Origin of the sequence: Pseudomonas sp. CFBP 13710 (assembly GCF_014842235.1) — a bacterium.
Lineage (GTDB): Bacteria > Pseudomonadota > Gammaproteobacteria > Pseudomonadales > Pseudomonadaceae > Aquipseudomonas > Aquipseudomonas baltica.
In genome coordinates this window covers 342492-367462 of the sequence record NZ_JACYVJ010000002.1, presented here as the reverse complement: position 1 = coordinate 367462, position 24971 = coordinate 342492, and the positions used below count along the sequence as shown (strand labels likewise).

Genomic DNA, 24971 nt, shown 5'->3' with positions numbered 1-24971 from the left:
CCTGGATCAAGCCTGCACGGAAAGCGCAGCTCGAACGTGCCGGGCTGCGCCGATAATCTTTCCGTCGAGCGCTGCAACCTGGCATTGCCAATGCAACCACTGTTCGACGCTGTTTCCTTCCTATAGGCAACCTTCTATTGATTGCAGGCTTTCTTGGAAAGTTCCCACAAAAACGAAGGTTTAAGCCTATACGCACGGCTTACTCGGTCCTACAACCGTTCCTATAACTGAAGTGATTCAGCTCGCGCAGCCCAGGTCGAGCGCCTGTTCGCGTAGCGCAAGCGTCGATGCGGCTGCTATAAATGCCGCGCCACGCCAGCGGGAAACCCTGGACTCCGTGCGTCGAAGGTGCCGCTATTGTGCCGCTACCCCCTTGGATATACCAGCGGGACGTGCACAACAGGCGCGAACGGCACGCTGGATGGCGCTTCACGCAACCTTACTTTCGACCTGCGGATGACCTTCGAATGGGCAAGCAACTGCAACACGATGTTCTGGTGATCGGTAGCGGAGCCGCAGGCTTGAGCCTCGCGCTGGCGTTGCCCGCCACGCTGCGCATCGCGGTCATCAGCAAAGGTGGGCTGGGCGATGGCTCGACGCCCTGGGCACAGGGCGGCGTGGCGGCCGTACTGGCCGATACCGATACCGTCGAGGCTCACGTTCAGGACACGCTCGAAGCGGGCGCCGGCCTGTGCGATGAAGAGGCCGTGCGCTTCACCGTAGAGCACAGCCGGGCGGCGATTGAGTGGCTGGTCGAGTTGGGCGTGCCGTTTACCCGTGAACACGAATCGGATCCCGCGCACACCGGCTTCCCCTTTCACCTGACCCGTGAAGGCGGCCACAGCCAGCGCCGGATCATTCATGCGGCGGATGCCACCGGCGCGGCGATGTTCGACACGCTGTTGGCAGCGGCGCGCCTGCGGCCCAACATCGAACTCATGGAGCAGTGCGCGGCCATCGACCTGATTACCGAACGGCGCCTGGGCCGCGCTGAGGACCGCTGTCTCGGCGCCTACGTGCTGGATCATCGCAGCGGCGCGGTGAACACTCACGCGGCGCGCTTCACCGTGCTGGCAACCGGTGGCGCCGCCAAGGTCTACCTGTACACCAGCAACCCCGACGGTGCCTGCGGCGATGGCATTGCCATGGCGTGGCGCGCGGGCTGCCGGGTCGCCAATCTGGAATTCAACCAGTTCCACCCGACCTGCCTGTATCACCCCCAGGCCAAGAGTTTTCTCATCACCGAAGCGCTGCGTGGCGAGGGCGCCCTGCTCAAGCTGGCCAACGGCGAGCGTTTCATGCCTCGCTTCGACTCGCGTGCCGAGCTTGCCCCGCGCGATATCGTGGCGCGCGCCATCGACCACGAAATGAAGCGCCTGGGCGCCGAGTGTGTGTACCTGGACATCAGCCACAAACCGGCAGACTTCATCCGCAGCCATTTCCCGACGGTATACCAACGCTGCCTGACGTTCGGCATCGACATCACCCGCCAGCCCATTCCTGTCGTACCAGCCGCCCACTACACCTGTGGCGGCGTGCAGGTGGACCGGCACGGCCGCACCGACGTCCCCCATTTGTATGCCATTGGCGAAACCAGTTGCACTGGCCTGCACGGCGCCAACCGCATGGCCAGCAATTCCCTGCTCGAATGCATCGTCTACGCCCGCTCCGCCGCCGAGCACATCGTTTCCTGCCTGGCCGAAGTCGCACCGCCCGGACCGTTGCCGCAGTGGGACGCCAGCCAGGTGACCGATTCGGACGAAGACGTGATCATTGCCCACAACTGGGACGAGTTGCGGCGCTTCATGTGGGACTACGTGGGCATCGTGCGCACCACCAAACGTCTGCAGCGCGCGCAGCACCGAGTGCGCCTGCTGCTCGACGAGATCGATGAGTTCTACAGCAACTATAAGGTCAGCCGTGACCTGATCGAACTGCGCAACCTGGCGCAAGTGGCCGAGCTGATGATTGCGTCGGCCATGCAGCGCAAGGAAAGCCGAGGCCTGCACTACACGCTCGACTATCCAGACCTGCTGCCAGAGGCACATGACACTATTCTGGAACCGCCCACCTTTGCCGACTGAACTTGAGCCGCAGGCGCAGGCGTCGATGGGTGTCTGCATCCAGGCAGTCAGGCAGGATACAAGCGCTGCGCACCTGTCGCTGACCGGCCAGGCGGAAGCGCAGCACAACCACATGGGGCAGCGCCATGCTGTCGGGGCGCAGCTGCACCGCTTGCCAGCCAGCGGCCGCGGTCCACACGGACCAGCCGCTACGATCACGGCGCAGGCCGGTCACGGCGTGGGGGCTGCCGAGCAACACTTGCCGCGGCAATACGTACAGTGCGTGCGCGATGCATAGCGCCGCGGCGGCCAGGTGCACGAGTACGGGCGCATCCATCAGCAGGTTGGCCAGCCACGCCGAGGCCTGCGCCAGCACGTAGAAGGCCAGCAGCCGCCGCGAGGGCTGCCAGTGGCACTCGAAGCGGTTACTTGGGCTGGACACGATCCAGGATCATCCGAACCATGCGCTGCAACTCGGGGTCATCGGACTCGTTACGCTCCATGAACCAGCCGAACATGTCTTGATCTTCACATTCGAGCAGGCGTACGTAGACATCGCGATCCACCTGATTCAAGTGGGGATAGACTTCCTTGACGAAAGGCACCAGCAACACGTCCAGCTCCAGCATGCCGCGGCGGCTGTGCCAGTAAAGCCGGTTGAGTTCAACGTTTTCGACCATGGGGGGCTCCTTGAATAGGCGCGCAGTATACAGAGGCGTCGGTGGGGTGTCAGGGCGGCGGGGATAGCATTCCCCCGGCGCGGGGCTCTATGATGACGTCCAGTCTTTTCAACTCAGCGATGACCCATGTCCGATAGCGCTATGTTCTGCACCCTGACCCACGAGGGCGTCCTCGCCGTTCGCGGCTCGGACGCCGGCAAGTTCCTGCAGGGCCAGCTCACCTGCAACCTCAACTACCTGGACGAGCACACGGCCAGTCTCGGCGCGCGCTGCACGCAGAAAGGCCGCATGCAGTCCAGCTTTCGCATTCTTTTGCAGGGCGATGGCTGTGTTCTGGCCATGGCCCGCGGCCTGCTCGAAGCACAATTGGCCGACCTGAAGAAGTACGCGGTGTTCTCCAAGTCCAAGCTCACCGACGAGAGCGACGCCTGGGTGCGCTTCGGCGTGCAGCACGGCGATGGCGCGCTGAACGCGCTGGGCCTGGACCTGCCCCTGGAAACCGATGCCGTGGTACGTCACGGCGCGCTGATCGCGGTGCGCGTCTCGCCGGCTCGGGCCGAACTGTGGGCGCCTGCCGAGCAGGCCGAGAACCTCGCCACGCGGCTGGCCGAACAATTGGCCCAGGGCTCGCTCGACGATTGGCTGCTGGGGCAGATCCGCGCCGGTATCGGCCAGGTGCTGGAGCCGACTCGCGAGCTGTTCATCCCACAGATGCTGAATCTGCAGGCCGTGGGCGGCGTGAGCTTCAAGAAGGGTTGCTACACCGGCCAGGAAATCGTGGCGCGCATGCAGTACCTGGGCAAACTCAAGCGACGTCTCTACCACGTGCAACTGGCCGGCCCGACGCGTCCGGAACCGGGTGCTGCGCTGTTCTCGCCGGTGCATGGCAGTGCCATCGGCGAGATTGCCCTGGCCGCACCGACGGCCGAGGGCTACGAGGCCCTGGCCGTACTGCAGGACAACGCCGTCGAGGATGGCCGCATTCATCTGGGCAGTCTCGAAGGCCCTGCGCTGGCACTTCTGACCTTGCCCTATACACTTGATCGAGACCGTGAAATACAGCGCTAGCATGGCCCGCTGCAAGGCCTGCGCACCCCTCTCCCGCTATGCCGAGGCGTCGAATGAATCAGCTGGCCGATACAGTACAAAGGGATTTGCTGGCCGCCATCGACCGTGACGAGCTGGTGTTGCCGACCATGCCGGAAGTGGCCCTGAAAATTCGTGAAGCGGCCGAGGACGACAACGTCAGCGTCAATCGCCTGAGCCAGGTCATCGCTCAGGACGCAGCGCTGTCGGCGCGCCTGCTCAAGGTGGTCAACAGCCCACTGCTGCGCGCCAGTTTCGAGGTCACCGACGTGCGTACGGCGATCAATCGGCTGGGCGTCAACTACAGCAGCAATCTGGCCATCGGCCTGGTCATCGAACAGATCTTCCACGCCCGCGCGCCTGCTGTGCAAAGCCGCATGCGCGAGGCCTGGCGGACCAGCCTGGAGGTGGCCGGCATGTGCACCGAACTGGCTCGACGCTTCACCACCCTCAAGCCCGACCGCGCCGCCCTCGCCGGCCTGGTGCACCAGATCGGCGTGTTGCCGATCCTGACTTATGCCCAGGAGCACAACGAGCTGCTGGCCGACCCGGTGAGCCTCACCCATGTGGTCGAGCATATCCATCCGCGGATAGGCGACCACATCCTGCACAAATGGGATTTTCCGGCCATGCTTGCGCAGGTGCCCGGCCAGTTCCTGGACCTGAACCGGCACAACACCGAAACCGATTATGGCGATCTGGTGATGATCGCCACGCTGTTGCGCTTGCCGCACAACACAGGCCTGCCGATCCTGGTCGAGCATCCGGCGTACCAGCGCCTGGAGATCAAGCAAAGCCCGGTGCTGCTGGCCAGCGATCTGCTGCAGGCCCAGTCGCTGCTGAACTAGAGCGCGAAGTCGACACGCACTTTCAAACCGCCCCTGGCGCCATCGTGCAGGCTGATGCGCGCCATGTGTGCGCGGCAGATTTCCCCGACGATGGCCAGCCCCAGTCCGGTTCCGCTGCTCTGCGCATTGCGCCGGTAGAAGCGCTCGAACACGCGATCGCGTTCGTCCGCCGGAATGCCTGGCCCGTCGTCCTCGACTTCGAGGATGCCGGGGGCCAGCACGCGCAAAATGACGTTACCGCCGGCCGGGGTATGCGCCAGGGCGTTGTCCACCAGGTTGCTGAGCAGTTCGTTGAGCAACGTCGGCTCGCCGCGCAGCCAGATGGGCTCGTCGGCCTCCAATGCCAGCGCCACGCCTCGGCCGTGGGCCAGGGGCGCCATGGCCATGCCCAGTTCGCGGGCCAATTGGCTCAGGTCCAGGCGCTGGGCGCCGCCTTCGGCAATGGCCCGTGCGCCGTTCTCGACCCTGGCCAGCGACAGCAACTGATTGGCCAGGTGGGTCAGTTTATCGGTGCCTTCCACCGCCTGCTGCAGGGTGGTGCGCCAGACTTCCGGCTGTTCGGCGCGCAAGCCCAACTCCACCCTCGCCTTGAGCGCTGCCAGCGGCGTGCGCAACTCGTGGGCAGCATCGGCAATGAACTGCGCCTGACGCTCGAACTGGACGCGCAGGCGCTCGGTGAAATGGTTGAGGGCCTGCACCAGCGGCCACAGTTCGCGCTGGACCTCGACCAGCGGCAGGGGGCGCAGGTCATCCGGCTGACGGTCTTCGACTTCGTCGCGCAGACGCTCCAGTGGGCGCAGGGCGGCGCTGACCGTGACCCATACCAGCAACAAGGCGCCGCCGCCGAGCATGCCCAGGCGCAGCAGGGTGTCGGCCATCAGGCTACGGGCCATCGACACGCGCGCTTCTTCGGTCTCGGCCACGCGAATTTCTGCCATGCCGATCATGTTCGGTTCGCTGACCGCCTTGAGCAGGCTCACCACACGTACGTTCTGCCCTAGATAACGGCCGCTGTAGAACGTGGCCAGGGCTGGGTAGTCGTCCGTACGCGGAGTGCCGCGCGGCGGCGCCGGCAGGTTTTCGTAGCCGGAGATCAGCTTGTGGTCGATGTCGTTGACCTGGTAGTAGATGCGCCCGGCGCTGTCGTAGGCGAAGGTATCCAGGGCCACGTAGGGCACGTCGGCACTGAGCGTGCCGTCGCGCTGGGACAGCCCGGCGGCGATGGTGCGCGCCGAGGCCAGCAGGGTCCGGTCATAAGCCGTGTCGGCTGCTTCGCGGCCATTCCAGTAGGCACTCAGACCGCTGGCCAGCATCAGGAAGACCAGCAGCATGGCGAGGTTCCACAGCAGCCGCCAACGCAGGCTGCTGACTTCACGCATCGCGGCTTTCCAGCAGGTAGCCCAGACCGCGGAAGGTGACGATGGCGATCGGTTGCTTGTCGAGCTTCTTGCGCAGGCGGTGCACATAGATCTCGATGGCGTCGGCGCTGGCTTCCTCGTCCAGGCCGAACACCTGCGCCGCCAATTGCTCCTTGCTCATCACCCGTCCCGGACGGGCAATCAGCGCCTCGAGCACCGCCTGTTCGCGCGAGGTCAGGGTCAGCAGTTCCTTGCCCAGGGTGAAGCGTCGCGTATCCAGGTCATAGGCCAGCGGACCGCAGCGTTGCTGGCGCTCACCACCAAGCACGGTGCGCCGCAGCAGGGCCTTGACCCGGGCTTCCAGCTCGGTGAGCTCGAACGGCTTGGCCAGGTAGTCGTCGGCGCCCAGGTTCAGGCCATGGACGCGGTCCTTGACGTCGCTGCGCGCCGTGAGCATCAGCACCGGCAAATTCTTGCCCCGCGCCCGCAGGCGCGCCAGCACTTCAAAACCATCGAGCCTGGGCAGGCCGACGTCGAGTATCGCGGCGGCGTACTCCTCGCTGGCCAGGGCCAGGTCTGCCGCGACGCCGTCGTGCAGCACATCGACGGTCAAGCCGGTGGCTTTCAGCGCCTGGGCGACACTTTCGGCCAACTGCAGGTGATCTTCTACAAGCAGGACACGCATCGGTATTCCTCACGGCCAATCTTTTCTATGTCGGGATGATGTTGCCGTAGTACGGTATTCGCTGCTGTCAGCGCCAGCTGCGAAAGGCTCATCAACCGCTTTATGTGCCCGAGTTTACAGGCCCGTGCCGGACTGTGAAGCAGTCTTGGCAGATTGACCGCCACTGAAAGCTTGGTGAAAGGTTCGCAACATAAGGTTTCAGCAAGGCGAGTCCGTAGAGACCTGCCACGCAAACGTCACGATACGTTTTCGATAACAAGAACAACAATGGAGAAATACCCATGATCCGCGCCATGCGTCCGCTTGCCCTGGCTGTCAGCTGCCTGTTCATCAGTGCCCCGCTGCTTGCCCAGGAAGAACCCAAACGTCCTGAATGCATTGCCCCAGCCTCGCCTGGCGGTGGCTTCGACCTGACCTGCAAACTTGCCCAAAGCGCGCTGGTCAACGAGAAACTGCTGTCCAAACCCATGCGCGTCACCTACATGCCCGGCGGCGTCGGCGCCGTGGCCTACAACGCGGTGGTCGCCCAGCGCCCGGCCGACGCAGGCACGTTGGTGGCTTGGTCCAGCGGCTCGCTACTCAACCTGGCGCAAGGCAAGTTTGGCCGTTTCGACGAGAACGCCGTACGCTGGCTGGCTGCGGTAGGCACCAGCTATGGCGCCATCGCGGTCAAGAGCGATTCGCCTTACAAGACACTGGATGACCTGGTCAAGGCGCTCAAGGCCGACCCGAGCAAAGTCGTGATCGGCTCCGGCGGCACCGTCGGCAGCCAGGACTGGATGCAGACCGCACTGATCGCCAAGGCGGCCGGGATCAACCCGCGTGACCTGCGCTATGTTGCCTTGGAAGGTGGCGGTGAAATCGCCACGGCCCTGCTCGGCGGCCACATCCAGGTCGGCAGCACCGACATCTCCGACTCCATGCCGCACATCCTCAGCGGTGACATGCGCCTGCTCGCGGTGTTCTCCGACAAGCGTCTGGACGAGCCGGAAATGAAGGACATCCCTACTGCCAAGGAGCAGGGCTACGACATCGTCTGGCCTGTGGTGCGCGGCTTCTACCTGGGGCCGAAGGTGACCGACGCCGAATACGACTGGTGGAAAGCGGCGTTCGACAAGCTGCTGGCATCCGAAGAATTCGCCAAGCTGCGTGACCAGCGCGAGTTGTTCCCGTTCGCCATGACCGGGCAGGAGCTGGACACCTACGTGAAGAAACAGGTCGCCGAATACAAGACCCTGGCCAAGGAATTCGGCCTGGTTCAGTAATCGGCCTGGGTCCGCGGGGAGCCATTCGCGGGCAGAGACCCGCTCCCACAGGGTTGGATGTACACGTCCACTGTGAGAGCGGATCTCTGCCCGCGAAGGCTTCCCTGCCGACACCACCATCGTCCTCCTTCACGAAGGAACATGACCATGATCATGATCGTTCAACGGCTTTTCGCCCTGCTGTTGCTGCTTGTCTGTGCCGGTCTGGCACTGATGGCCTGGCCCTACCAGGCACCCTTTTCCTATGAGCCGGTAGGCCCGCGCGCCTACCCGTTGCTGATGCTGGGCCTGATGAGCCTGGCCCTGCTGTATCTGGTGTTTCGTCCCACTCCGATCGTGCACAGCGAGGAAGAGCCGCCGCTGGACCGCCCGACCTTGAAGAAGATCGCCATATGCATCGGTTTGCTGCTGGTGTTCGCCGGGCTGTTCGAACCCCTTGGCTTCATTCTCAGCAGCATCCTGATCGGCATTCCGATGGCCCTGCTGTACGGCGGCCGCGCAGTGCCCAGCGTGATCATCATCACCTTGATGAGCATCGGCCTGTACGTGCTCTTCGACAAAGTCATGGACGTGCCGCTGCCCCTGGGCCTGCTCAGCGTTCTGGAGAACTGACATGGATACTCTTGGCTACCTGGGTCAGGGCTTCGGCGTTGCCCTGACCCCCTACAATCTGGTCACCGCCCTGTCGGGCACCCTGATCGGCACCGTGGTCGGCCTGCTGCCGGGCCTGGGGCCGATCAATGGCGTGGCACTGCTCATCCCGATCGCCTTCGCCCTGGGCCTGCCGCCGGAGTCGGCGCTGATCCTGCTGGCAGCGGTATACCTGGGCTGCGAATACGGCGGTCGTATCAGCTCGATCCTGCTCAACATTCCCGGCGAAGCATCGACCGTGATGACCACTCTGGACGGCTACCCGATGGCCCGCCAGGGTCTGGCCGGCGTTGCGCTGTCGTTGTCCGCGTGGAGCTCGTTCATCGGTGCATTCATCGCCACCTGCGGCATGGTCATGTTTGCCCCGATCCTGGCCAAATGGGCGATTGCCTTCGGCCCTGCGGAATACTTCGTGTTGATGGTGTTCGCCATCGTCTGCCTGGGCGGCATGGCCGGTGACAGGCCGTTGAAGACGTTCATCGCCGCGCTGATCGGTCTGTTCCTGTCCAGTGTCGGCATCGACGCCAACAGCGGCGTGTACCGGTTCACTGGCGACAACATCCACCTGGCCGACGGCATCCAGTTCGTCGTGCTGGTGCTGGGCCTGTTCTCGATCAGTGAAATCCTCCTGCTGCTGGAAAAGACTCACCACGGCAGCGTGGCCGTCACGGCCACCGGGCGCATGATGTTCAACCTCAAGGAAGCCGCTTCGGTGTTCTGGGTGAACATTCGCTGCGGCGTGCTGGGCTTCATCATGGGCGTACTGCCCGGCGCCGGCGCCACCCTGGCCAGCGCGGTGGCCTACACCACCGAGAAGCGCCTGGCAGGTGCCAGCGGCAAGTTCGGCCAAGGTGACAAGCGTGGCCTGGCCGCGCCGGAAACCGCCATCGGTGCCACTGCCTGCGGCGCCCTGGTGCCGATGCTGACCCTGGGCGTACCGGGTTCGGGCACCACCGCAGTGATGATCGGCGCCCTGTCGCTGTACAACATCACTCCAGGCCCGCTGCTGTTCCAACAGCAACCGGACATCGTCTGGGGCCTGATCGCCTCGCTGTTCGTCGCCAACATCATGCTGGTGATCCTGAACATCCCGATGATCCGCATCTTCACCAAGATCCTCGCCGTGCCGAACTGGGCACTGGTACCGGTCATCGCCATCATCACCGGCATCGGCGTCTACGCGGTCCACGCGACCACCTTCGACCTGTTCCTGATGATCGGTATCGGCATCTTCGGCTACATCCTGCGCAAGCTGGATTTCCCGTTGTCGCCCGTCCTGCTCGGTTTCATCCTGGGTGGCCTGATGGAGCAGAACCTGCGTCGCGCGCTGTCGATTTCCAACGGTGAGCTGCAGATTCTCTGGGGCAGCCCGATCACCGCAGGTGTCTGGATCCTGACCATTCTGATGCTGCTGCTGCCGGTGGTGCGTATCTGGCGCAAGCGCGCTGCCATGCGTCGTGCCGCTGCCGATGTTTGATCGGTTCCTGCACAACTGGTGGGGTACACCGTTCGTGGGTCTGGCTGGCGGCTATGTCGCCAGCCTGATCGGCTGGCCGCTGCCCTGGATGATCGGCTCGTTGCTGGCGATCATCCTGGTGCGCTGCCTGACACCTTGGCAATTGGCGGAAATACCCAATGGCCGCAAGCTGGGCCAGTGGATCGTCGGCATAGGCATCGGCCTGCACTTCACCCCCTTGGTGATGGAGCAGGTGGGCGGCCATTTCGGCCTGATTTTTTTCGGAGCGCTGATCACCAGCGTTTCCAGTGCCGTGGGCGTGTGGCTGATGCTGCGCACCGGTGAAGACCGGGCCACGGCTTTTTTTTCCAGCATGCCGGGCGGTTCCGGCGAAATGGTCAACCTGGGCGCGCGCAACGGCGCCGACCTCAGCCGCGTCGCCGCAGGGCAGAGTCTGCGGGTGCTGGCGGTGGTGCTGTGCGTGCCGGCGCTGTTCAAATTCCTGATGGGCGACGGCACACCCATCAGCCATGAAGGCGGCGTCGACTGGGCCTGGCTGGCGTTGATCTTCCCCCTCGCCGGGGTGGCGGCCTGGATCTGGCAGCGACTGGACCAGCCCAACCCCTGGCTGTTCGGCCCCCTGCTGGTCAGCGCTGCCATGAGCGTAAGCTTCGATCTGCACATCGGCCTGCCGGACGGTGGCAGCCAGATCGGCCAGTGGCTGATCGGCAGCGGCCTGGGCTGTCACTTCAATCGCGCGTTCTTTCGCCGCGCACCGTCGTTTCTCGCTCGCACGCTGATCAGCACCGCCCTGACCATGGCCATTGCCGGCGGCTGCGCGCTGGCCCTGAGCGCCCTGACCAACCTCGACCTGCGCTCGCTGACCCTGGGCATGATGCCCGGTGGCATTGCCGAGATGAGCCTGACCGCCGAGGTGCTGCAGCTGTCGGTACCGCTGGTGACAGCGATGCAGGTGATGCGCCTGCTGTTCGTGCTGTTTCTGGCCGAGCCGCTGTTTCGCCAGTGGCAGAAGCGCCGACCGGTGGCTTAAGGCAGGCGCCAGTCGATGGCGGTCAGACCGTTCTGTTCGAGAAACTTGTTCGCACGGCTGAAATGCCCGTTGCCGATGAAGCCCTTGTGCGCCGACAACGGCGAGGGGTGCACGGACGTCAGCACCAGGTGCTTGCTGTTGTCGATCAGCTTCTGCTTGCTCTGCGCATGGGCGCCCCAGAGCATGAACACCACGCTGGCCTGCTGCTCGCTGACCACTTCGATGATGCGGTCGGTGAACGGCTGCCAGCCTTTTTTCGCGTGGGCGGCGGCATTCGCCCTTTCCACCGTCATGGTGGTATTCAGCAGCAACACCCCCTGCTCCGCCCAGCTTTGCAGATAGCCATGCTTGGGGATGTCGATGTTCAGATCGCGCTTGAGCTCCTTGTAGATGTTCACCAGCGAGGGCGGCGTGGGGATGCCTGGCTGCACCGAAAAACACAGACCATGCGCCTGGCCCGGACCGTGGTAGGGATCCTGGCCGAGAATCACGACTTTTACCTGTTCCAGCGGCGTGGTATTGAGCGCGTTGAAGATCAGCGGCCCAGGCGGATAGATTTCTTTGCCCAGCGCATGTTCCTGGCGCAGGAATTCGCGCAACTGGGCCATGTAGGGCTTGTCGAATTCCTCACGCAGTGCAGCTTTCCAGCTAGGCTCGAGTTTGATGCGGTCGTCTGTGCTCATATGTTCACCAAAAAGAAGCAGGCACCAAAAAACAGAAGGCGCCGGAAATCAGTGGGCGGACGGTAGGAAAGCGGACATGGAAAGTCAAATCCGGACAGGATCGCTGCCACCCTACGCCGGCCATTCGCCATGGCTGTTCCGCGGCTACCGCCCCTTTGATGCGAGGTCACGATGGATTTGAATTTCGAAGAACTCAGTGCCGGCAATGGCGCACGTATCGGTATCGTCTCGCTTGCTGCAGAGAAGAGCCTCAACGCTTTGACCTTGCCGATGCTCGAAGCGCTCGCCGGAAAGTTCGATGAGTGGGCGCAGGATGACCGCGTGGTCTGCGTCGTCTTGCGCGGCGAAGGCGAAAAAGCCTTCTGCGCCGGGGGCGATGTGCGCAGCCTGGTTCAGGCCTGCCGCGCCCACCCCGGCGAAGTGCCGCCGCTGGCAGCGCGTTTCTTCGCTGCCGAATACCGCTTCGACTACCGCCTGCACACCTACCCCAAGCCGGTGATCTGCTGGGGCCACGGCTACGTACTGGGCGGTGGCATGGGCTTGCTGCAGGCGTCGAGCATTCGCATCGTCACGCCGAGCAGCCGCCTGGCCATGCCCGAGATCACCATCGGCCTGTACCCGGATGTCGGCGCCAGCGGATTCCTCTCGCGCATGCCCGGCAAGCTCGGTCTGTTCCTGGGCCTGACCGGCGCGCAGATCAACGCCCGTGACGCCCTTGACCTGGGCCTGGCCGACCGTTGCCTGCGCGACGATCAATACGAAGATCTGCTCGACGGCCTGCTGCAGCTGAACTGGCAGGAGCAGACCGCCATGCAGTTGAACAGCCTGCTCAAGGCCCTCGAACACGATGCGCGCGACAGTGCCCCAGCGGCGCAGTGGCTGCCGCGCCGGGCCGCCATCGACGCCCAGCTGGACGTCAGCGATGCGCCGGGCGCCTGGCATGCACTGGTGCAATGGCAACGACACGAGGACCCCTTGCTGGCCAAGGCCGCCAGCAACCTCGCCAAGGGCTGCCCGCTGACCGCGCATTTGATCTGGGCGCAATTGGCCCGTGCCCGCCACTTGTCGCTGGCCCAGGTGTTCCAGATGGAATACAGCTTGAGCCTGAACTGCTGCCGTCATCCCGAATTCAGCGAAGGCGTGCGTGCACGCCTGATCGACAAGGACAACCAGCCGCACTGGCACTGGCCCGATGTCGACCATGTACCGCAGGCAGTGGTCGAGGCGCATTTCGGCAAGGCCTGGGAAGGCCGTCATCCGCTGGCGGATCTTTGTGATTACTGAATGGCAGGTGACAAAACGAAAACGGCGCCCCTGAGGGCGCCGTTGCTGATTAGTGCCGACCGCCCCGGCCAGGGCCGCGGTCGGAGCCTCGACCCCGATTCCAATCCTGGCCGTAATGCCGCGCCGGCCCGTCGCGCCAGCGTGGATCGGGGCCGCGCCCTGGCCTGAACCCCGGCCGGTAGTGCGGCGCAGGCGGACCGTAGTAGCGCGGCGGCGGCACCGCGTAATACCGAGGCGCCGAGAAGTAGCGCGGCCCCTCGTAATAGCGCGGTGCCGGCGTCACGTAGTAACCGCTGCCATAGGGCTGGCTGTAGGGGTAGTAGCCGCCTCTCGGCGAGCTGTCCACGGAATAGACTTCGGTGCGGTAGTAACCTCCCCCTCCATAGGGCACACAGGCACTTGTCAACAAGCCCAATACCACGATCAAAAGAGCTCTAGGGGACATAAGCGGCCTCCTGGACCGCGAGAGGGATCGAACCAGCACGACTGGTCGTTACCCGGAACGATGGTTCTGGGCATAACTCAGACAGCGGAAAAGATACTGCATTTCACACGGCAATAAATTGATACAAAGCGTTCTGCATTGACGCTTTTCGCCGACCTGCAGGGCGCTGAAGTAGAATGCCACGTTCATACCTTCACGGATCGCTCATGACCACGCTCGCGCTGACCGACAGCCGCCTTTGCCCAGCCTGCGGCGGCCGCAACGACTGCACATTGGCCGATGCCAAGACGGCTGCACAGCCGTGCTGGTGCTACACGGTCAGCATCGACCCCGCTGTGCTGCGAGCTTTGCCCGAGCATTTGCGCAACGCCGCCTGCTTGTGTCCGCGCTGCGCGCGAGTGAATGAGCAACTGCCTGAGTCGGAGGCATAGCGCAGCAATGCGTCTGGACAGATTTCTTTCCAATTTCGAACGCTTCAACCGGCAGCAGGTGCGCCTGGCCTTGATCGCAGGACGGGTCCAGGTGGATGGCAGCGTGGTCCGCGACCCGCTGCATCCCGTCACTGAATTCAGCGAAGTGCGCCTCGATCAGGACCTGTTGCAGGTTGGGCATCGCGCACGCTACCTGATGCTGCATAAACCAGCCGGCTGCGTCAGCGCTACCCAGGATCCGCAGCATCGCACCGTGCTCGACCTGGTCGACGTGCCGGACAAACATCAACTGCACCTGGCCGGGCGACTGGATTTCAACACCACCGGGTTGATGATCCTGACCAACGATGGGCAATGGTCACGCCGCCTGACCCAACCGGCAACCAAGCTGCCCAAGGTGTACCTGGTCGAGACCGAGCAGGTCATCGAACCCCATTACGTCGAGACGTTCGCCAAGGGCATCTACTTCGCCTTCGAAGACCTCACCACCCTGCCCGCCTACCTCGATATCCTCGGCCCGCGCCTGGCGCGCCTGAGCATCGTCGAAGGGCGTTACCACCAGGTGAAGCGGATGTTCGGCTACTTCCAGAACAAGGTGCTCACGCTGCACCGAGAGCGCATGGGCGCGCTGGTACTCGATGACAGCCTGCAACCCGGCCAGTATCGCAGCTTGAGCGCAGAGGAGATCGGTCTGGTTTGAGGGGAATCGAGCAGAGAAACGAAAATTAGCGCTTCAAATTGCCAGGCGCTTCTGGTACAAAGTCAGCCGCCCGGAGCAGGTGTCGAAAGACGCAGTGCACCGAGGTCGCCAAGCTGGCAATCGAGTTCGCAATGAACTGCCAGCGGCACGGAAACAACGCGTCATGCGGGTATAGTTTAGTGGTAAAACGAAAGCTTCCCAAGCTTTAGTTGAGGGTTCGATTCCCTCTACCCGCTCCATGTTTCAGGCAGTATTTTCATTTCCCTACCATTCCCGCTCAGCTTCGTATCCGCCGAATGCCGTTCGACATACTCCGTAGAACATTGCCTCCGACGTAACGAATTTGCGGCTATCTGCTTTGACAGCTCTTGGATATCATCAGCCAATACCGCGAGCGGAACGACCAGCGACACCGTGTCCCACACGGATTGACGTCTCACTGCAGGTGGCCCGCACGGGTGTGCTGGATATGGTTTGGGGAAGCAACACGTACGCCAAGACGTTTGCAAACCAGCGTGCTCACCTGACAATCCACTATTTGTGCATAGAGCCAGCGTATATCTGCCACAGGAGGTCGACATGCCCATACACGCTAAAAGAACTGTCAAGGCTGAAAACCCGCATATCGAAGCTGCCGAGCGATTTCGTCAGTTGGCTCAGATCCTTGCAAGCGATCCAGCAGAGGCCAAGGCTTTTCGCCTCAAGACCGGGATCTACAACAGTAAAGGTCAGCTCAAGGCCTCTTATCGCTGATGTACCAGCAGCTTCCTTCGTTCGTTCTTGGCTTCCATGGCTGCGATCGCGAGATCGGGGAAGCTGTTCTTGCAGGCGACCACATCGCGGCAAGCGTCAATGACTATGACTGGTTGGGTAGAGGTGCCTACTTCTGGGAGAACAGTCCCGAACGCGCGTTTAGCTACGCCGAACATATCAGTAAGTACACCAAGCGCGGTAAGGGGTGGATCAAGCATCCCTATGTCATTGGCGCGGTCATCGACTTGAAGCTGTGTCTCAACCTTACTGATGAGGGCGCACTGGAAGAGCTACGCGGCGCTTACGAGATCCTTGTCGCCACCTCGGACGAAATCCCGATAAACCGACCTGGATTCAACGCAGACCAGGACAACCTGCTCAGACACCTGGATTGCGCCGTGTTCATGACCCTTCATGAAGCCAGAGATTCGGTGGGTCTTCCTGAGTATGCATCGGTGCGTTCTCCATTTTTGGAAGGGCCGCAGCTTTACCCAGGCACTTTTTTTCGCAAGCAAACCCATGTTCAACTCTGCATCCGCGACGCGTCTTGCATCAAAGGCTATTTCCTCCCCAGGAACAGCGACGGATCACTCTTCCAGCCCTGACTAACTAAATGTAGTTTCCGGGACTTTCAGTCCGATCTTCTCCGCAGCCTCATCGACCACCAGCCTAAACCGCGTCAATGCCGGTGAACGAACTTGCCCGCACTATACGTGCGACAAAATAGCGCACGTATGAAAATGTACATCGTTCAGCAAACCGCGCTAAATGACCGCCCCTTCGCGGCGACTTCATTGATGAGTTCGTTGAGACGTATCCGACCCTGGATTGCCTGCTTGGCGATCTTGATGAACATTCTGGCCATGCCGCTCAGCCGTGCGATGCAAGCGCCCGATGTAAATCTCATGCTGTGGGGCGGATTTTGTTCCGGGGGAAACTCGAGCGTCGTCTCAGCTGAGTTTCGCCAGGCGATCGAGGCGCTTCAGATACCTCAATCCGAACCCGAACGCGCCATGCACCATGTGGACTGCTGTTGCGGCCATGCCGGGCTGGCGGCCCTGCCCTCGGATTACTACCGCCATTTCCTGCCGCAGTACACCCCCAGGGTCATTCTTGATGATCCTGAACTGCCAACCTTGCACCCAAGGATCCGCTGGCCCAGCCTGAGTCCACGCGCCTCCCCTTTCGCCTGATCGCAACACCGCCCACTGCGTGCGGTGCTGCTCGCTTTGAATTCGTTCCGCGATCCGCGACGGTTGCCGAACGCCCTTGAAGTTTCTTGATGATCAGGAAGTGCGTCCCATGCCTGCTCCATTTTCTTTGCGCCATGCAAAGCGTTTGTCTGTGTCCCGTTCCATATGGCCCGTATTGTCGATAGGCGTACTGGCATCCAGCCCGCTGTCCTTGGCACTGGCTGAAGCCGGCAGGCTGGAAAACTCAACGCTCACCTTGGGCGCCGTGAGCGTTCAAGGCTCGACCAGCGGCCCTTTGGCCACCCGCAGTGTGCTCAGCTCAGTGGATATTCTGGGCGCTGACATCCTTGAAAAAATGCCGGTCAACTACAGTTGGGAGCTTTTCCGCCGCGCCCCGGGGGTGATGCTGACCGAGTTCAATCAAGGCACCACTTCGGGAAAAATCTCGTTCCGCGGCTTCAATGGTGAAGGTGAAGTGAACGCGGTCAAATTATTGATCGACGGCATCCCCAGCAACAGCAACGACGGCAACATGCCGTACATGGACATGATTTTCCCCATGGAGTTGGACAGCATCGAGGTGGTGCGTGGCACCAGCGATGCGCGCTATGGCCTGAACAACATTGCCGGCAACGTCAATATGCTGACCCGCACCGGAGGCGACTACAGCAAGGTACGGCTGCGTTATGGCAGCTTCAATACTCAGGAAGCGCAACTTGCCAAGGGCATTGAAAGCAGCAACTGGTCGCAGAACTATTTCTTTGCCTATCAGAAATCCAGTGGCTACCGGGATCACGCCGAAGCAGACAAGTTTTCAATGTCGGGCAAGTGGTTCTACACACCGGATGACGACAGCTATCGCATCGGACTGATCGCTCGTCACTACGAAACCGAAGCACAGGAGCCGGGCTATCTGGCCGAAGCCGATGCACGTCATCATCCGGAAATGACCAACAGCTTCAATGCGACGGACAAGGGCACTCGGCGCATGAACCAGATCAGCTTGAATTTGGATACCGACTTGACCGATACGCTGGCCTGGTCAGCGAAAACCTACGTCAATACCTTTGATGACAGGCGCTGGACGCAATATTGGCGCACGAGCTCACAGCAAGAGCGTGACGCCTACGAGACGCAATATGGCGCGCTCACCTCGCTGACCTGGCGCCCTGAAGTCAGCTGGCTCCACGACTTCGCTCTGGAAAGCGGTGCAGACGTGCAGCAGCAGCAAAACGAAAGCGAACGCTATCGCACCAGGGACCGCGCTCGTCTGGCAACTACCCGCGATCAACGATTCGACTTCGACATTTACGGCGCTTATGTCCAGGCTGAGATCAAACCTTTCGAGTCACTGAAGATCGTGCCGGCCTACCGGGTCGACAAGATCCAGGGCACCTTCACCAACGAAATGATCGGCAAGGATTACGACATCAACGACTACGGGCTGATCAAGCAGCCAAAGATCAGCGTTGTCTATTCACCGTGGGACGTTGCCAGCGTCTATGCAAACTGGGGGCGTACCTTTCAGGTGGGCACAGGGGCTGCGGCTTACAAGATTCCGCCCAGGGACACCGATCTGGCGCCCTCGATCAACGAAGGTTGGGAAACCGGGGTCAAGTTCACTCCGGCCGACTGGATGGACGGACGTTTAGCTTATTGGCAGCAGGAAGCTTCAGGAGAGGTCAGTCGCAGACTGAACGACCCTAGTGGCGAGTCCGACAACGTCGGAGAAACCCGGCGCTGGGGCTACGATTTGCAGATGAACCTGTACCCCAACGAGCGCACCGACATCTGGTTGGCCTACTCTTGGCAGTACTCGAAGATTCTTCAGCCGAGCAGCTCGCTGCCTGACAGCAAAGGCCAGGAAATCGACCATATCCCCCATCATCTATACAGCGCCGGCATCAGCTATGACGCGACACCTGCATTGCAACTGACTGCATGGATGAACGGGCAGACCGACTATTACCTGGAGCGTGAGAACACGAAAAGACGTTATGGCGGCTACGTTCTCATGAACTTAGGCGCGACGTATCAAGTGACTCAGTCAGTCAGCGTAGACTTGCAATTGAAGAACCTTGCCGACCAATACTATGAATACGTTTGGTACGACCCGGACGGCGCTAGGGCATCCCTGCACTCACCAGGCGATGGTCGTGCGATTTACGCCGGAGTGACCGTGGACTTTTGATCGAGCAAGATCGCTGGGGCCTGTTTGGCCCCAGCAACACGGAAGACCGAACCAATACCCATACCGAGTTGGGTATCAAGCACGCGACCTGAAGAAAGTGTGATTCACCGGGTTTTGCCTTCCACTTCCATTGCGCGAGAAAACATCCGCCGATACTCGGATGGCGAGGTGCCGAGTTGCGCGCCGAATTGCTGCCTCAAGGATAACGGCGTTCCAAAGCCGGCCTCCCCGGCAATGCATTCAATGGGTAGATCCGTGGTTTCGAGCAGCTGTTGCGCCCGAGCCACTCGCTCGGCATTCAACCATCTGGATACGGTACCGCCAGTGGCCTCCCTGAAACGCCGAGTGAATGTGCGTCTGCTCATTTTTGCCTTGTCCGCGAGCACGTCCAACGGCAACTCGCTGGCCAGGTTCATTCTGGCCCACGCCAGTACTTCGGATAAATGGGTCTCGCTGGAAAGCTGCGGCACAGGATGCTCGACGTATTGCGCTTGACCGCCCTGCCGGTGAGGCGGCGTCACCAGCATCTTCGCCGTGCGATTCGCCACGTCGGCGCCAAGTCGCTGCCGAACGAGGTGAAGGCAGCAGTCAATGGCCGCTACCGTTCCTGCAGAGGTCACGATGTTGCCGGCACTGACATAGAGCACTTCAGGCCTGAAACACGCTTTCGGGAAACGCCTGGCGAACTCGTCCCTTACAGCCCAGTGAGTAGTCGCTTCTTTACCGTCCAGTAACCCGGCGTCGCCCAGGACGAATGCACCCAGACACAATCCGACTATGAGCTTGCCCTGCTCATCGGCGAGCTGCAGCGCTTTCACGAGTTCGGCGGACGCAATAACCGATTGATCGCCCCACGCAGGGATGACGATGACGTCCGCTGCCTCCATCAGCTCAAGGCCGTGCGCGACTGCCAAGCCGATGCCTTGATCACTGGTCACCATACCTGGCAGCTCTGCGCAGTAACTGACCTCGTATCGGGGTGCGCCAGGCGCTGATTGCGCCGTACCCAGCACCATTCCCGGTACCGAAAGGTGGAAGAGGCTCACGCCGTTGAACGCCAGAACCGCTACACGGATGGATTGCATGGAGGAGCCTCTCCAGATTATCGACGTCGCCAAACAAAGCAACAGATTGGCCCGATTATATCGAACTATGTCATTCAGGCCACTGTTGCCTACTTTCCCATTACGCAAGAATGGAATCATCCACATATCAACAGGATGTATCTCCATGAATATCAGAAACCTCCCCTTTGCGCTCAGCATGGCCTGCACTGCAGTCGCCATGCCGGTATTGGCAGGCTCGAACCTATCCGAGACACCCGATGCGGCTCATGCAGTCAGCCTGCAGCAGGTTCGCAACGCGACGGTGAAAATCACCTATGGCGCTACGACCTTCTTGATCGATCCGATGCTGTCCAAAAAAGGAACCTACCCAGGATTCGAGAACACTTATCGCAGCAACTTGCGTAACCCGTTGGTCGACCTGCCTGAATCAGCTGAAAAAGTGATCTCCGGCGTCGACGCGGTCATCGTCACTCACACGCATCTTGACCACTGGGACGATGCCGCACAAAAAGCGTTGCCCAAAGACATTCCGTTGTTCACGCAGCATGAAGAAGATGCGAAGTTGATTCGTTCCCAAGGTTTCAAGAAAGTCCGCGTTCTTCAGGGTGATGCCGAATTCGGCGGCGTCAAACTCACCAAGACAGGTGGCCAGCATGGCACTGACGAAATGTATGCCGTGCCCGCTCTCGCGAAACCTCTGGGTGAAGCAATGGGCGTCGTTTTTCAAGCGCCGGGCTACAAGACCCTATACCTCGCGGGGGACACCATCTGGCGTAAAGGAGTGGACGAAGCTATCGCGAAGTATCACCCCGAGGTCATTGTGCTGAATGCCGGCAAAGCCAAGATGACCGGTTACGAAGGCGCAATCATCATGGGCGAGGAAGATGTTCTGCGTGCAACGAAGGCCGCGGAAAACGCGAAGATCGTTGCTGTGCACATGGACGCTGTCAACCACATGTCACTTACGCGTGAAGAGCTGCGTACCTACGTCAAGCAGCAAGGTATCGAGCGTCACGTCGACATTCCGGAGGACGGTGCTTCACTGAAGTTCTGATCGCGGACGCCAGCTTGATGCCCCGTGAACAGTTCGGTCCTTACAGAGCCAACACATTGATAATACGACTGGAGATGACTCATGAAACGAGGTCTTGTAGTAGTTGATTTGCAAAACGAATACTTGCCCACTGGCAACCTGCCGTTGACCAGGATTGAAGAGGCCGTCGCGAATGCAGTGCGGGTGATCCGTCATGCACGCGATGCCGGCATTCCGGTGTTTCACATACGGCATGAGACGGACAATGAAGGCGCCACGATCTTCGTCAAGGGAAGTGCCGGTGCGCAAATCCAATCCGCGGTAACGCCCGAGGACCGCGACCCTGTGATTGTCAAAAAGCACATCAATGCCTTCAGGGAAACCGATCTGAAACAGCGCCTGGATGCTGAAGGTGTAGAGGAAATCGTAGTGATAGGGGCGATGAGCCATATGTGCATCGACGCCGTTGTACGCGCCGCTGTAGATATGGGTTACCCGGTCACGGTACTGCATGATGCGTGTGCCACCTTGGATCTGACTTTTCGTGGTGTGACTGTGCCCGCAGCGCAGGCCCATGCGGCAGTGATGGCAGCATTCGAGTTCGGCTACGCCAGCGTCCAATCCGTCGACGAGTACTTGTCGGCTTGAAAGCGTAGTAACTCGGTCAGTCGGAGCCCGTAAGGGCTCTCTCTAGGGGAGCGGCCCGATAACGGAGTTGTCTCGTTCAAGATCAAGCGGTGATCAAAATTCAAGGTCAATCTGCCACCCGGGAACGCCGTTTCAGAACACAAACCGGTGCCCCATCTCCCCCTCCATCCACGTCAGAAACCGCCTGACCCTGGGAAAGGACGAATGGGCTTTTGGGAACACCAAGTGGTGAGCAGCAACAGCGGCACTCAACGATTCAGGTGCAACTTCCACAAGTGCGCCCGACGAGAGATATTTCTGCGCCAGCAGCGTACTTTCCAGTGCAAAACCAAGGCCGTGGCTTGCAGCCTCCAATGTCATGTAGGAACGATCGAAGCTCAACGCATAGGGATGTTCGGGGCGGGCCAGGCCGTGCTGTGCGAACCATTCGGGCCACTGGAGCAGCGTCGCTTCCGAGAGGATCAACTCCTTGTTCAACAAGTCACCGGCGCTGACGACTGGACGCTTTGCCAACAACTGTGGAGAAGCCAGCACCGCAAAGGCTTCGTTGCGCACCGTTCGCACTTCATAGCTGGGCCAGTTGGGAAGGCCATGGCGTATATCGACATCAATCTTGTCCCGACTGAAGTGCAAGGACTCATAGGAACACGACAGGTTGATCTGGATATCGGGATGACTCACGCGGAATGCTTCCAGGCGCGGCATCAGCCAAAGCAGGCCGAAGCTTGGAGAGGAGTGCAGTCGCAGGCAGTCGAGACTCACGTCACTGGCGGCTCTTTCGGTCGCCACCTCGAGGCTGTGCAGCAAACCGGAAATATCCTTGAGGTACTGCTCGCCCACCGGGGTGAGGGTGACGCCACGGGCAGCGCGCACGAAAAGCTGTCTACCTATCATCGCTTCCAGATTCGCCAACTGATGGCTGACAGCTGAGGGTGTCAGATTCAATACTTCGGCCGCCCTGGCGAGATTGCCAAAGCGGGCCGTTTGCTCGAAGGCTTGAATGGCCCTCAGCGGTGGCAGGTCCCGGGGCGCACTGTCGTGAAGGCGCATAAGTACTCGGCTCTTATTGTTGAGATTTTCTGGGCGAGTCTTATTCAATCATCCTGCGTGTCTGGTGACGAGAAGTGAATTTTCCTCAGCTAGCAGTGAGGCTTGCAATATTGCTGGATGCGCGTGCGAGGAACACCCTGAGCCATCGATTTTCGAATCGAATCATAAAAACAATCACAGGAATTCCCCATGCTTCTTCAAGGCAAAGTTGCAATCATCACCGGTGCTGCATCTGAACGCGGAATCGGTCGAGCCACTGCCATCACGTTCGCCCAGCAGGGTGCCCATGTCGTCATCCTGGACCTCGATGAATCCGCCGCGCGCGACGCCGCTTCGGCGTTGGGTGAAGGCCATCTGGGAGTGGCCGCCAACGTCGCAGACCAACATCAAGTCAAACAAGCGGTCGACAAGGTCATCGCGCGCTTCGGTCGAATAGACATTCTGGTCAACAACGCGGGCATCACCCAGCCGATCAAGACCCTTGATATCAGCCCTTCCGACTACGACAGAGTGTTGGATGTAAGTTTGCGCGGCACTTTGCTCATGTCTCAAGCCGTCATTCCGTTCATGAAAAGTCAGGCCTGCGGAAGCATCGTCTGCATGTCGTCGGTATCGGCTCAACGCGGTGGCGGCATATTCGGCGGGCCGCACTACAGCGCGGCCAAAGCGGGCGTATTGGGCCTCGGTAAGGCAATGGCCAGGGAATTCGGGCCGGACAACATTCGCGTCAATTCCATTGCTCCCGGTTTGATTCATACCGATATCACTGGCGGCTTGATGCAGGACGAGCGTCGTCACGCGATTATCGATGGCATCCCGCTAGGTCGCCTCGGCGCGGCTCAGGATGTCGCCAACGCTGCGCTGTTTCTTGGAAGCGATCTGTCTTCGTACCTCACTGGCATCACGCTAGATGTCAATGGCGGCATGCTGATCCACTGAGGACAGGTAACCGGGTCGACACTGACCCGTGTTGTTCTAGATCAATGGCACGCTGGGCAACTGCGCCTGGCCGTCTATAAAAACAAGAGATCGGACAATCATGATGACTTCCATGACGCTCGAAGCGGTTTCGACCGTGCGCTCGAATGCTTATCGCAAAACCGCCTGGCGGCTGATGCCTTTCTTGATGCTCTGTTATCTGTGTGCATATCTGGATCGTGTGAACGTCGGCTTCGCCAAACTGCAAATGATGAGCGACTTGTCGCTCAGTGAAACTGTGTACGGCCTCGGTGCCGGCATGTTCTTTCTTGGCTACTTTCTCTGCGAAGTTCCCAGCAATCTGATTCTTCACAAAGTTGGGGCGCGTCGATGGATCGCCCGCATCATGATCTCGTGGGGCATCATCTCTGCCCTCTTCGCTTTTGTGGAAACGGCCTGGCAATTCTATGTGCTGCGCTTCCTCCTGGGCATTGCTGAAGCAGGCCTGGCGCCGGGGTTGCTGCTTTACCTCACCTACTGGTTTCCCTCGTATCGCCGAGCCAAGATGACCGTGCTCTGGTTCATTGCGATTCCACTTTCAGGAATGATCGGCGGACCTCTTTCCGGCTTGATCATGGCCAAGTTTGCAGGCTTTCATGGATGGGCCGGCTGGCAGTGGATGTTCGTCATCGAAGCGATACCTACGGTCATTGTTGGCTTTTTCGTACTGGCGTATCTGAAGGATGGCGTACACCAGGCCACCTGGCTCACCGATGAAGAAAAGGAGCTTGTGAACAAGGAACTGGCGGAGGACAACAGTCGTAAGGTCACTCACGGTTCGGTACGTGATTTTTTGCGCGACCGTCGCCTGTGGATGCTGGCGTGCATCTACTTTTGTGTCGTGATGGGTCAGTACGCGATCACCTTCTGGCTACCTACCTTGATCCGCAATGCCGGGGTTTCCGACCCCCTGCACATTGGCTTGGTCACCAGCTTGCCTTACATGTGCGCAATCGTGGCAATGCTGTTGATGGGCCGAAGTGGCGACAAGCACCGCGAACGTCGGTGGCACTTGATTGCACCCATGATCGCAGGGGCCTTGGGCCTTACGTTGGCAGCCATCTTCGGTGGAAACCTGGTCGTCTCTGTCCTGAGTCTCTGCCTGGCGGCGGCAGGGGTTCTGTCTGCCTCCTCCTTGTTCTGGATGCTACCGACCACACTGCTGGGCGGGGTTTCTGCCGCTGCGGGAATCGCCGGCATCAACAGCTTCGCCAACCTCGCCGGCTTCTGCTCGCCCTACCTGATTGGCTGGATCACCACCACGACCGGATCAAGCGCGATAGGGATGTACCTCATCACCGGCGTGCTGTGCATGGGTGCTTGCCTGGTACTGCGAATCCCCGCCGCCTCGGTCAATCGTTGAGTCAACGGA

Annotated in this window: 26 protein-coding genes and 1 tRNA gene; 19 read left to right on the top strand and 8 right to left on the bottom strand. The window is 60.7% G+C overall.

The annotated features are described in order from the left end of the window. Positions 1–467 precede the first annotated feature (467 nt). Entirely contained in the window at positions 468–2084 is a 1617-nt protein-coding gene (nadB, locus tag IFT44_RS06280; protein ID WP_192175599.1) for an L-aspartate oxidase, read from the top strand. On the opposite strand, the gene IFT44_RS06275 is transcribed toward nadB, so the two are convergent. Together IFT44_RS06275 and IFT44_RS06270 are read right to left on the bottom strand one after the other, a co-directional pair. Further along, positions 2053–2505: a protein YgfX gene (locus IFT44_RS06275; RefSeq protein ID WP_192175598.1), complete on the bottom strand. Its 453-nt coding sequence runs from the start codon at positions 2503–2505 to the stop codon at positions 2053–2055. The two genes, nadB and IFT44_RS06275, sit on opposite strands and share 32 nt — an antisense overlap. Further along, positions 2489–2743 (bottom strand): FAD assembly factor SdhE, encoded by a 255-nt coding sequence (locus IFT44_RS06270; RefSeq protein ID WP_122479368.1) that lies wholly within the window; start codon positions 2741–2743, stop codon positions 2489–2491. The genes IFT44_RS06275 and IFT44_RS06270 overlap by 17 nt, the downstream gene beginning before the upstream one ends. A 126-nt stretch (positions 2744–2869) precedes the next feature. Here IFT44_RS06270 and ygfZ point away from each other — a divergent pair, with 126 nt between their 5' ends. Together ygfZ and IFT44_RS06260 are read left to right on the top strand one after the other, a co-directional pair. Further along, the gene (ygfZ, locus tag IFT44_RS06265; protein WP_192103951.1) at positions 2870–3811 is read left to right on the top strand and encodes a CAF17-like 4Fe-4S cluster assembly/insertion protein YgfZ; all 942 of its coding nucleotides are present in this window, start codon (positions 2870–2872) and stop codon (positions 3809–3811) included. A gap of 53 nt (positions 3812–3864) precedes the next feature. Continuing rightward, the gene (locus tag IFT44_RS06260) at positions 3865–4677 is read left to right on the top strand and encodes an HDOD domain-containing protein (protein WP_122479370.1); all 813 of its coding nucleotides are present in this window, start codon (positions 3865–3867) and stop codon (positions 4675–4677) included. On the opposite strand, the gene IFT44_RS06255 is transcribed toward IFT44_RS06260, so the two are convergent. Both IFT44_RS06255 and IFT44_RS06250 read right to left on the bottom strand, forming a co-directional pair. Continuing rightward, complete coding sequence (locus IFT44_RS06255; protein WP_192175597.1) at positions 4674–6056, bottom strand: sensor histidine kinase; 1383 nt, start codon at positions 6054–6056, stop codon at positions 4674–4676. The genes IFT44_RS06260 and IFT44_RS06255 overlap by 4 nt on opposite strands. Next, positions 6049–6720, bottom strand: coding sequence for a response regulator (locus tag IFT44_RS06250; protein ID WP_049860714.1), 672 nt, complete (start codon positions 6718–6720; stop codon positions 6049–6051). Before IFT44_RS06250 ends, IFT44_RS06255 begins: the two co-directional genes overlap by 8 nt. A 281-nt stretch (positions 6721–7001) precedes the next feature. On the opposite strand from IFT44_RS06250, the gene IFT44_RS06245 reads away from it, so the two are divergent. The 4 genes from IFT44_RS06245 (at position 7002) to IFT44_RS06230 (ending at position 11143) form a co-directional block, all read left to right on the top strand. Further along, complete coding sequence (locus IFT44_RS06245; RefSeq protein WP_122479372.1) at positions 7002–7985, top strand: Bug family tripartite tricarboxylate transporter substrate binding protein; 984 nt, start codon at positions 7002–7004, stop codon at positions 7983–7985. 153 nt (positions 7986–8138) lie between these two features. After that, the gene (locus IFT44_RS06240; protein WP_122479723.1) at positions 8139–8597 is read left to right on the top strand and encodes a tripartite tricarboxylate transporter TctB family protein; all 459 of its coding nucleotides are present in this window, start codon (positions 8139–8141) and stop codon (positions 8595–8597) included. A gap of 1 nt (position 8598) precedes the next feature. Next, a complete protein-coding gene (locus IFT44_RS06235; protein WP_192175596.1) occupies positions 8599–10113 on the top strand; it encodes a tripartite tricarboxylate transporter permease in 1515 nt (504 codons plus the stop codon). Continuing rightward, positions 10106–11143 carry an AbrB family transcriptional regulator gene (locus tag IFT44_RS06230; RefSeq protein WP_192175595.1) on the top strand — a complete coding sequence of 346 codons (1038 nt, stop codon included), beginning with the start codon at positions 10106–10108 and terminating at the stop codon, positions 11141–11143. Before IFT44_RS06235 ends, IFT44_RS06230 begins: the two co-directional genes overlap by 8 nt. Here the strand turns inward: IFT44_RS06230 and ung are convergent. Beyond that, positions 11140–11826, bottom strand: a complete 687-nt coding sequence (ung, locus tag IFT44_RS06225) for a uracil-DNA glycosylase (protein ID WP_192175594.1) — start codon at positions 11824–11826, stop codon at positions 11140–11142. The genes IFT44_RS06230 and ung overlap by 4 nt on opposite strands. Before the next feature lie 171 nt (positions 11827–11997). Here ung and IFT44_RS06220 point away from each other — a divergent pair, with 171 nt between their 5' ends. Beyond that, complete coding sequence (locus IFT44_RS06220; protein WP_192057619.1) at positions 11998–13110, top strand: enoyl-CoA hydratase/isomerase family protein; 1113 nt, start codon at positions 11998–12000, stop codon at positions 13108–13110. A 49-nt stretch (positions 13111–13159) separates the two neighbouring features. Here IFT44_RS06220 and IFT44_RS06215 read toward each other — a convergent pair whose 3' ends face one another. After that, positions 13160–13555 carry a hypothetical protein gene (locus IFT44_RS06215; protein ID WP_122713343.1) on the bottom strand — a complete coding sequence of 132 codons (396 nt, stop codon included), beginning with the start codon at positions 13553–13555 and terminating at the stop codon, positions 13160–13162. A gap of 221 nt (positions 13556–13776) precedes the next feature. Between IFT44_RS06215 and IFT44_RS06210 the strand changes: the two genes are divergently transcribed. From IFT44_RS06210 to IFT44_RS06180, 7 genes are all read left to right on the top strand, one after another. Continuing rightward, complete coding sequence (locus IFT44_RS06210) at positions 13777–13986, top strand: cysteine-rich CWC family protein (protein ID WP_185794202.1); 210 nt, start codon at positions 13777–13779, stop codon at positions 13984–13986. Positions 13987–13993: 7 nt separating this feature from the next. Further along, positions 13994–14686: a pseudouridine synthase gene (locus IFT44_RS06205; protein WP_192175593.1), complete on the top strand. Its 693-nt coding sequence runs from the start codon at positions 13994–13996 to the stop codon at positions 14684–14686. Between the two features lie 165 nt (positions 14687–14851). Continuing rightward, positions 14852–14925 (top strand) — tRNA-Gly (locus IFT44_RS06200). Between the two features lie 340 nt (positions 14926–15265). Continuing rightward, positions 15266–15439 (top strand): hypothetical protein, encoded by a 174-nt coding sequence (locus IFT44_RS06195; RefSeq protein WP_163007609.1) that lies wholly within the window; start codon positions 15266–15268, stop codon positions 15437–15439. After that, positions 15439–16044 (top strand): hypothetical protein, encoded by a 606-nt coding sequence (locus tag IFT44_RS06190; RefSeq protein ID WP_122479378.1) that lies wholly within the window; start codon positions 15439–15441, stop codon positions 16042–16044. The genes IFT44_RS06195 and IFT44_RS06190 overlap by 1 nt, the downstream gene beginning before the upstream one ends. A gap of 192 nt (positions 16045–16236) precedes the next feature. Then, positions 16237–16632, top strand: a complete 396-nt coding sequence (locus tag IFT44_RS06185; RefSeq protein WP_192175745.1) for a DUF2946 domain-containing protein — start codon at positions 16237–16239, stop codon at positions 16630–16632. 109 nt (positions 16633–16741) lie between these two features. After that, a complete protein-coding gene (locus IFT44_RS06180; protein ID WP_244652102.1) occupies positions 16742–18823 on the top strand; it encodes a TonB-dependent receptor in 2082 nt (693 codons plus the stop codon). 104 nt (positions 18824–18927) lie between these two features. Here the strand turns inward: IFT44_RS06180 and IFT44_RS06175 are convergent, their stop codons facing one another. Continuing rightward, positions 18928–19908, bottom strand: a complete 981-nt coding sequence (locus tag IFT44_RS06175) for a GlxA family transcriptional regulator (protein ID WP_122479380.1) — start codon at positions 19906–19908, stop codon at positions 18928–18930. Between the two features lie 145 nt (positions 19909–20053). Between IFT44_RS06175 and IFT44_RS06170 the strand changes: the two genes are divergently transcribed. Together IFT44_RS06170 and IFT44_RS06165 are read left to right on the top strand one after the other, a co-directional pair. Further along, positions 20054–20944, top strand: a complete 891-nt coding sequence (locus tag IFT44_RS06170; RefSeq protein ID WP_192136973.1) for an MBL fold metallo-hydrolase — start codon at positions 20054–20056, stop codon at positions 20942–20944. Positions 20945–21025: 81 nt separating this feature from the next. Continuing rightward, positions 21026–21571 carry a cysteine hydrolase family protein gene (locus IFT44_RS06165; protein ID WP_192136974.1) on the top strand — a complete coding sequence of 182 codons (546 nt, stop codon included), beginning with the start codon at positions 21026–21028 and terminating at the stop codon, positions 21569–21571. 132 nt (positions 21572–21703) lie between these two features. On the opposite strand, the gene IFT44_RS06160 is transcribed toward IFT44_RS06165, so the two are convergent. Continuing rightward, positions 21704–22621, bottom strand: coding sequence for a LysR substrate-binding domain-containing protein (locus IFT44_RS06160; protein ID WP_122479383.1), 918 nt, complete (start codon positions 22619–22621; stop codon positions 21704–21706). 189 nt (positions 22622–22810) lie between these two features. Between IFT44_RS06160 and IFT44_RS06155 the strand changes: the two genes are divergently transcribed. Then, positions 22811–23560: an SDR family NAD(P)-dependent oxidoreductase gene (locus IFT44_RS06155; protein WP_122797196.1), complete on the top strand. Its 750-nt coding sequence runs from the start codon at positions 22811–22813 to the stop codon at positions 23558–23560. A gap of 100 nt (positions 23561–23660) precedes the next feature. Beyond that, the gene (locus IFT44_RS06150) at positions 23661–24962 is read left to right on the top strand and encodes an MFS transporter (protein WP_192175592.1); all 1302 of its coding nucleotides are present in this window, start codon (positions 23661–23663) and stop codon (positions 24960–24962) included. Positions 24963–24971: the final 9 nt, after the last annotated feature.